Source organism: Pseudoalteromonas sp. MQS005, from assembly GCF_001661605.1.
In the GTDB taxonomy this organism is placed as follows: domain Bacteria; phylum Pseudomonadota; class Gammaproteobacteria; order Enterobacterales; family Alteromonadaceae; genus Pseudoalteromonas; species Pseudoalteromonas tetraodonis.
In genome coordinates this window covers 38,079-45,847 of the sequence record NZ_LYRQ01000039.1, presented here as the reverse complement: position 1 = coordinate 45,847, position 7,769 = coordinate 38,079, and the positions used below count along the sequence as shown (strand labels likewise).

The 7,769-nt window shown below is 35.8% G+C and carries 8 protein-coding genes; 1 reads left to right on the top strand and 7 read right to left on the bottom strand.

Translation table 11 applies throughout. From position 1 onward, the window contains the following. Positions 1 to 104: 104 nt before the first annotated feature. Positions 105 to 398, top strand: a complete 294-nt coding sequence (locus A9479_RS13720) for a hypothetical protein (protein WP_064663709.1) — start codon at positions 105 to 107, stop codon at positions 396 to 398. Here A9479_RS13720 and A9479_RS13715 read toward each other — a convergent pair. The 7 genes from A9479_RS13715 to A9479_RS13685 all read right to left on the bottom strand — a co-directional run bounded on the left by A9479_RS13715 (position 395) and on the right by A9479_RS13685 (position 7,054). Further along, positions 395 to 1,174, bottom strand: a complete 780-nt coding sequence (locus tag A9479_RS13715) for a PRTRC system ThiF family protein (protein ID WP_064663708.1) — start codon at positions 1,172 to 1,174, stop codon at positions 395 to 397. The two genes, A9479_RS13720 and A9479_RS13715, sit on opposite strands and share 4 nt — an antisense overlap. A gap of 68 nt (positions 1,175 to 1,242) precedes the next feature. Beyond that, the gene (locus tag A9479_RS13710; RefSeq protein WP_064663707.1) at positions 1,243 to 1,953 is read right to left on the bottom strand and encodes a hypothetical protein; all 711 of its coding nucleotides are present in this window, start codon (positions 1,951 to 1,953) and stop codon (positions 1,243 to 1,245) included. A gap of 55 nt (positions 1,954 to 2,008) precedes the next feature. Beyond that, positions 2,009 to 3,298: a hypothetical protein gene (locus A9479_RS13705; protein ID WP_064663706.1), complete on the bottom strand. Its 1,290-nt coding sequence runs from the start codon at positions 3,296 to 3,298 to the stop codon at positions 2,009 to 2,011. Between the two features lie 88 nt (positions 3,299 to 3,386). After that, entirely contained in the window at positions 3,387 to 3,614 is a 228-nt protein-coding gene (locus A9479_RS13700; protein ID WP_064663705.1) for a hypothetical protein, read from the bottom strand. Positions 3,615 to 3,623: 9 nt separating this feature from the next. Further along, on the bottom strand, positions 3,624 to 4,079 hold the full coding sequence (locus A9479_RS13695; protein ID WP_064663704.1) for a hypothetical protein: 456 nt from the start codon (positions 4,077 to 4,079) through the stop codon (positions 3,624 to 3,626). 91 nt (positions 4,080 to 4,170) lie between these two features. Next, positions 4,171 to 5,880, bottom strand: a complete 1,710-nt coding sequence (locus tag A9479_RS13690; RefSeq protein ID WP_064663703.1) for a PRTRC system ParB family protein — start codon at positions 5,878 to 5,880, stop codon at positions 4,171 to 4,173. A 70-nt stretch (positions 5,881 to 5,950) separates the two neighbouring features. Continuing rightward, entirely contained in the window at positions 5,951 to 7,054 is a 1,104-nt protein-coding gene (locus tag A9479_RS13685) for a DNA polymerase III subunit beta (protein ID WP_064663702.1), read from the bottom strand. Between the last annotated feature and the right edge of the window lie 715 nt (positions 7,055 to 7,769).

The window sequence follows — 7,769 nt, the reverse complement described above, 5'->3', positions numbered from 1 at the left end:
GTGAGCAATTATAAAAAAAAATAAGAAATTAGATATTTATCTGAAAATAAAGCAACCCTTATTCTTTTATTATCAAATCTGCTATTAAACAATTAGGATTTCGAATGAAAACATTACCAAAATTACTTATTACCCTAAGCGGTAAAAACTCAAAAAGAAACCATAAAGATCAAGTAAATTTAAGCTACCAGTTCTTATTAGCAACGTTATTTTTATCCTTAGGCGCAGCTACATATTTAATGGTGGACTCACTTAGTTTGGCGGGTGCTATAAAGCTTATGATACCAACGTTAATTGCTGGCTACCTTCTTAATGTGGTGGTAACTGTGATTAAAAACGGTAAAGAAGCTAAAGAAGAAGCTATAGCGTTTCTTGGGGAGAGTGAGAGCAAGCTTTAAGCCTGCTCTTTATAACCTAGTATCGCCCAATTTATAGGATCTATTTTCAAAGGTTTGACTGTTGCACAGTTTAGGTCAATGAATGAACCATGATGCGAAATAGATCCCTCCCTCAATAACTTCCAAATCAAACCTGTGGCCTCTAAAGCAGTTTTCTTATTAATACCGTAGCTTTGCTTACGTAAAGCGTCTACGTGACTACAAGAGTCCTCATCAATATCTTCAATACTTTCTAACTGCGGGTACAAATCAAATACATTTGGGAGCTTATTCTCAACATCTAAAGCATGACCAAGAACAACTTGACTTGTGGATGAATCATTTCCAGTATCTAACCACAATAGGTTTTTTCTAACACAAAACGATGATGCATCTTCTTTAAAAAAGCGCCCTATATCAGCTCTTACTTTTGCTTTGTCAACACAGGTTATAATCAAATCCGTACGAGCAACACTAGCGTCAGTTGGAATAAAATTATGTGGAATTGAAGTCCAGTTAGTGCCAGCATACATATTCAACCTAGATACGAGAACATCAGCTTTATTCATACCAAGATCAGACACGTGAAACGCCTGTCTCCCGATATTTGATTGAGTAACAATATCAGCATCATAGACTTCAACATTCAAGCTTACCTGCTGCTCAGTTATTGCAGAAATCATATAATTAATTTGACTCAACTCTGTAAGCAGCGCAGAGCCAGTTCCACCCGCCCCAACAACAATAATATTTATTTCATTTTCAAGCCATGATTCAGGTGTGTAAAAAGTATTCATAAAATGCGCCTCTGCTAATGATGACCGTTCATACATTGTGTATATTTCACAATCAGATTAAAAATGGATTACTTACAACCAATTGATTTTAAATATTCACCCAATCTCATATAACGATTAAGTTCACTCATTTTTATTTTCCCATTGGACTCGGATTTCTTCTGCCAAAACATAAGCTGCTGAGATGTATTCACACCACCCTTAGCTTTTAATGTTGCTGCGTGGTTCACGTGCGTAAAATAAGAATGAAACAATGCTGACTCAACCTCATTTAAATAAAGTTCAGTTGGCACTAGCTGATTTTCTGGAAGAACAGCACTCCCAAGACATAGCAAGCCACCACTGTACACATTCATAACAGGCGCATGATAAAGATGAGTTTTAAGGGTGGGGCGTGAATTAGAGGGTAATGTAAAAACACTCAATGAATTGGAAGATCTTTTATCAAGCACAAACAAAAAAGATGGGTAATTAACGTCAAATCTCAATTTTCTTTTCGCATCTCTGAACCAGAACTCACCTTGATGAGATCGTTTATGCCAAATCAAAAATTCACGAGAGTTTACTAGGATATTTTGTGGCTGAATAACAATACCATTATCGGATATAGTTTTATCTGATAACTGTGACTGCATTAGAGAAATGCAATCTTCAAGTTCGACATATTTCCCGAGCTTTAACCCTGACTCTTTATCTATTTCGTGCCTTGTCACACATGATATACTGCTGGCACTTGAACCATGAAAGACTAATGCAATTTGGGGTTGGGGGATACTCATTGGTTGCTCCAATTAATTAACTTGAAACTAGAGTAACAACATTCTTAAATCGCGCTCACTCGCTAACTAAAACTCCTAAAACCTGATCAACCAACCTATATTGCTTTAGAACTTCAATGGCATTCTTATTAGTTAAATCTATCGTTAACGCTGCATCTTCACACATATCATTGTGGTAATTTGATACACTCTCAATCGCAGATTTATCATTATCAAAATCAAAGGAAATTATTCGCAAATCAGATACTGAGGCATCGGAACAAATATGAAAAGCATTGACTAATCGCGGCTTAAGTTCTTCAAGTATTATAGAGATACACGCTACTATTTTCGTGTGAATAGGGTGAGAAATAATCGGGTTTTGAGTTTCCAGCCAATACTGGAGAACTTGTTGTATATTTAATAATGAAGCTTTCACATCACCATCTACATGCAAATGTTTTAACCTATTATCTTTATTTATATCAAAATTAATATCCAATACATCGCGTAAATTGTAAATTAAATACTCGGTATCACCATACATTTCCTTGCACTCATCAACTAGTTCAGAATGGTTTTCAATAAGATAATCCAATGCAATATCATCATCATAAATAACACCCTTTAGCTTATCTCTTTCCAAGAAACTAAGCTCTTGGCAATGCTCAATCAAATCTACATCATGACTCATTTGATAAAACAAATCTGTTGAACAACAATACCCGCCAATTATTGTAAGCTCCTGTATAAACACAATAGCTAAATCTCTTAACGGCTTAGGACATCTTGCTAAATCAATATCTACTACGGATACACCTGAATTATGAACCAGTGCCAAAGCTGCTCTTTCTGAATGCGCTGTGTCAAAAAACCGCTCATAAAAAGTAGACTCAATAGAAAGCGCCAGATTACTTTCAATATATTGTGAAATACCATCACAAATAACCTGACCTTTATTTCTAAACTTGCTACCTATAGAGGCAGTATAGGAATCCAAAATTGCATTCAGTTTTAATATTGCGTCATCATGACATTTGCGTAGATTAATGGCCTGATCAATAGAACCAAATTCAGATGATAATGTTTTATCTAATAAATCATCACTCAAGCTGTGAAGATCGACACCACTTAAAAAGCCTTTCCAATCTTTCCATTTTGTTTGTAATACCTCCAAACTTCCGTCTGCTTTTAATTCATCCGCTACCAATCTATTTAACGACTGTTCATCTAACTGAGGAATAGCACCATACAGAGCTTGGTGAGGTAACGTTACATTACGGGTGGGAGTACCGCCCCTTTGAGTGGGCAGGGTATTGGTTTGTAAACACTCAACGATAGTGATTTCTTTGCTTGGTATGAACATTCCGAATTTTCGCCCTTTAAACTATTGGTTTTATTTATTTTAAGTTCGAGCGCATTAATGCGCTCATTAAAGTCTTTTAGCATTAGCCTTACCCATTTGTTTTAACGGGAGGGAGCTTTATGTTGTAAGTCATGAATTTACCACAGCCTGACAACACACCATCCGACTCAAATATTCGTGTAAAACGAACCATTGCATATTGAGTTGATAAAAGCTCCGTAACTTCATCCAGAGAGCCATTCGGTAAGGGATCTTCTAACTCAATTGCTCCAATTAGAAATTTTCTTTTTAATGAGTCCAAGCTTATAATATTCATAAATTTCCCCTATAACGACTCAGCATCTTCATTAAAATCTTCTTCCTCAAACTCAGGTATTTTGGAAGACGCTTTAGTTGCAGCTTTGCTAGCACTCTTAACACTGGTTGCATCAAGCGAGTTAGCCGCATCTAATGCCGCTTTATTGTCTGTTAAGTTACAAAAGCTATTTGCAACTGGTATATATGAATCGGTGTACTGAACAACGTAATCAGCAAAGTTTATATCCAACTCAGCAATAGAGCCTTGAGCTACAAGAGGTCTAGATAGCGCTGTGCGAAGATTCAAATTAACCTGCCTATCAGATTCGGTCATTTTATTCAAAGTCGCTGTAAGGTCGTTTGAGGCGTGTGGATGAAGCTTGGTATTAAGTACGACTTGCGCTCCATTATTAGTAAGCTTGATATTCAACTGAACCTGCTCTGCTCCAGCTTTCTTCATCAAATCACATATTGCTTCAATCATATCGGTAGTCTCATTTGTTTAGTTGGTTTTATTTAAACATGAAAAAAAAAGGGGGCAACTTCGAAAACAGTAACCCCAAAGGACGGGAAGTTTACTTAAGATGTTGAAAAACAGTTTCTGGTGCGAACGCAGACCAATCATAATCAAATGCCAATATAGACTTGATAAAATCAGACTTCGATTTTGCTGCAATCTTAGCAAAGGTCACTTTATTGGACTTGTTAGATTCACATTCGTTAAAAGCTTTTTCAAAACCAGAGCTACTACATAAACCTTTAATGCCTTGGCCTGTATAATTTTGTAGCAGGGCTTTAGATGGTTGCCATGCAGAAGTTAATATTTCACTGGCATTGTCTAGGGTTGCTAAAGCGCTAATCATTAGCTTTTGCTGATTATATACAAAGCGATTGTCCACAGTACTTGCTTCAACACTTACGCTCTTTTCAATAGCATGTGTTATTTCTTTTTGTATACGGCCACTATCAATATCTTTGCAGGAAATAACGTTTTCATTAAAGTTATTTGGCGTTTTGAAAAAATCAGGCTTGTGTCCTGTTGTAATAGCAAGTGAAGCTAAAACTATACCGTTGATGTACCATGTTTCAGTTGAGAATATTTTTTGTGCTTCACTATGGATAAGCTTTTTCTCCAACTCCAGAACAGCGCTAGGAGTTTTCTGCTCAATAGGCTTTGCATTTGCCGAAACACTCTTAGCGGCTACAGTACCTTTCTCTTTATCGACCTGTTCCTTATGCTTGGCAAAATCTTTATCAGCTATCTCTATGGTTTTACCTTGCTGATTATGCGCCTTGACGACTCTTGTAAAACATACTTTATTTAAACACTGAGACTCAATTGTTTGACCCTCTTTGCCATATCTATCATCCATGACAACTACGTTTGACTCACAGTTTGCACACCCTTGATTAAATTGCTCCTCACCAACTGTGCTTGCTGATACAGTATTTCTATCACTATCAGAACACTCAACCAATAATATAACTTTACCAAACTTATCCTCTGCAACTTTTTTAGCATCTTGCAGCCAGAGTTCAGTTTTTTTATTCCAACAAGCTAGCTTTGCACAAGCGGCCTTATCGCTAGAATTGAAATCAAACATACCTATTTGGTGTGAGGTATTGTGAGGGCAAGAGCTACACTCGGTGGTATCAAATTTGGCGGTATGTAAGAATTTTTTTGCCTTTCCAGCCCGCTCTTTCAAATATTGAACCGACCAATTTTCACTAATGATTTTATCTAAAGTGCCGCTTTGTAACTTCTCAGAAAAGCTAGATAAAATAACCGCATGGCCAATTTTAATCTTGTCCTGATTTAAGGCATCTAAGATTTGCTCGCTACAACGTAAAAGTTGTACGCGGTCATTTAATTTTTTTTGTGTCCAGCCTAGTCGCTCTGCTGCTGCTGTATAATCACCAGAATACATGGTTATAAATTTTTGAGCTGCTTTAGCCTCGTCAACTATTGTTAAATCATCTCTTACTAAATTTTCAATTAATTGCGCTTCATAGGCTTCACTGTCAGTCATAGATTTGATTAACACTGGCACTTCAAAGCCAAGCTCAATACAAGCTTGCCAACGCCCAAAACCTGCCACAACCTCAAATTTATCTTCGGTAGCGCTAGGTCGAACAAGAATTGGCTGCAAAACTCCACCAGCCTCTTTGATTGAAGCGGTTAAATTGTTGCGTGATTGAGCATTATGTCTTTCTCTTGAGTTCCCTAGTGAGAAAGGAACTAATTGGTTAACGTTTAAAACCGACATGTTATTTTGATTATTCATGATATAAACCCTGAGTTATTTGACTGCATTAAAGGTAACAAGCTATTAAAATCGGGTAGGATTAATTAAATTAACGCATTGCCATAATTACACTGCTTAAATATGGGTTGTTTGGATCAGTAATTTTAAGAAGTGAGTTAGGCGTAAACGACACCGAAACCGATTTTGACTTTACGTTCTTTAGAGCATCAAACAGGTAGCTTGGATTTAAACTAAATGTAAGCTCGGAATCAGCGCTAGCGCTTTCTAAAGTGACAACATCATCAATCACATTAGCTTTATCAGCTTGGGCATTAAGAAATAATTCACCACCACTAACTTGAAGCGTTAGCTTGGCAATTGAAACACCACTCAAGAAAGTTCTTATTCGTTTAACAGACCCTATTAAATCTGATGTCAAAATTGTGGCTGTAGCAATTAAATTAGTATTTAAAATATGTGTAACATCTGTAAATTGAGTTGCGACAAATTTTGAAGCTATGACAGTATTATTGCTTACACAAAAAAAGTGACTTGAATCAAAGAAAAAGCTTACAAGCTCTGACTGTGGTAGTTGCAAAATCATTTCAGCCAATTTCGATGGAATAAGACCTTGCAAGTCATTCGAACTTTCTTCAACGGTTACAGTATTTGATGCCAGCCTATGCCCATCACTTGCATATAAAGCCATTGATTTACCTTGTATATTAAAGCTAACGTGATTCAAAAAAGCTCTTGAGTCATTGTTAGCTTTTGCATACAAAATATTAGAAAGAGCGACTTTCAACTCCTCAGTTTTGCAGTTAAATTGAAATTTATTGGGTATTTTTATTTCTGGTATTGGATAAGCTTCACTATCTATTGTAGCTATTGAGACTTTTGATCTGGCATAACTAATAATGACTTTATCTTGTGAAAACTTAAACTTTAGATTTTTACTGTTATCATTGCAGCCTGTTATCACAGCAAGTAACTTTTTTGACTCTATGCAGATTTCAAGATTTTCATCGACATCCACGTTAGCAGATGTGCGTATAAGAGCCTGAGTGTCTGTGCCAATAACTTCTGCAATACCATTTTCTATTGATAAATGAATGTAATCTAAAGCTGTAATATTTGTCTTTTTTCCACTAGCTACTGAACACGGCTCGTTAAAAAGCTGTATTGCTGTATTTAAAGAGATTTGAAAATTCATGTTTGCGTCCTATTATTAAGATGCATCCATTTTCATTTGATTTGATAAACGTGCTTTTATTAAAAAAATAACTCATTACTAGATTTTCATATCGCTTAAGTTTAAATATAAAGAATAGAATGGTTAAATAGATAGGTTAAGTATTAGGTTAGCGCTGTGGATAGTGGAGGTAAGACTATGAAACATATAAATAATTAGTTTTTATTCAGATCGCAGTTCCTCGTTTATTAGATCGCACTTCCTCCCTTATCAGATCGCAGTTCCTCTTCTTCGGTGAAATATTAATAATTTTATCAACAACTTACTCACTGTTTTGGTGATTTTACCCACACTGAATTTGAATCAGATCGTAGTTCCTCCATTTCTTATCCACAAATAAAATAGGTTCTTGTATGTTATTCAATCAACACCCCCTATCAGATCGTAATTCCTCGTTTATCAGATCATAGTTCCTCTATTTAAATGTTGGTTTTCCACAGGCGTTAATGACTCTTGAGTGAATCTGGTGGAGGATTTTTATTAGAAAATAGATATTTATTTGGCTTTCATAGTTTTTATATATGGTAAAGTGTTGTAAGTAATTGTTACGCTTGGGTTTATTTTTTTTAGATCGTAATTCCTCTCTTATACGTGCATTCTTTTTTGTATAAGAATTGAAAGAGATTATGTTAGTGATACTTCCTACACAACATCGAAAACAGTAGTATTTTCAAAA

Bases quoted from the DNA above. Each gene is read 5' to 3' on its own strand.
- A9479_RS13720 (WP_064663709.1), top strand. From the start codon at position 105: ATGAAAACATTACCAAAATTACTTATTACCCTAAGCGGTAAAAACTCA.
- A9479_RS13690 (WP_064663703.1), bottom strand. From the start codon at position 5,880: ATGAATAATCAAAATAACATGTCGGTTTTAAACGTTAACCAATTAGTT.
- A9479_RS13685 (WP_064663702.1), bottom strand. From the start codon at position 7,054: ATGAATTTTCAAATCTCTTTAAATACAGCAATACAGCTTTTTAACGAG.
- A9479_RS13715 (WP_064663708.1), bottom strand. From the start codon at position 1,174: ATGAATACTTTTTACACACCTGAATCATGGCTTGAAAATGAAATAAAT.
- A9479_RS13700 (WP_064663705.1), bottom strand. From the start codon at position 3,614: ATGAATATTATAAGCTTGGACTCATTAAAAAGAAAATTTCTAATTGGA.
- A9479_RS13695 (WP_064663704.1), bottom strand. From the start codon at position 4,079: ATGATTGAAGCAATATGTGATTTGATGAAGAAAGCTGGAGCAGAGCAG.
- A9479_RS13705 (WP_064663706.1), bottom strand. From the start codon at position 3,298: ATGTTCATACCAAGCAAAGAAATCACTATCGTTGAGTGTTTACAAACC.
- A9479_RS13710 (WP_064663707.1), bottom strand. From the start codon at position 1,953: ATGAGTATCCCCCAACCCCAAATTGCATTAGTCTTTCATGGTTCAAGT.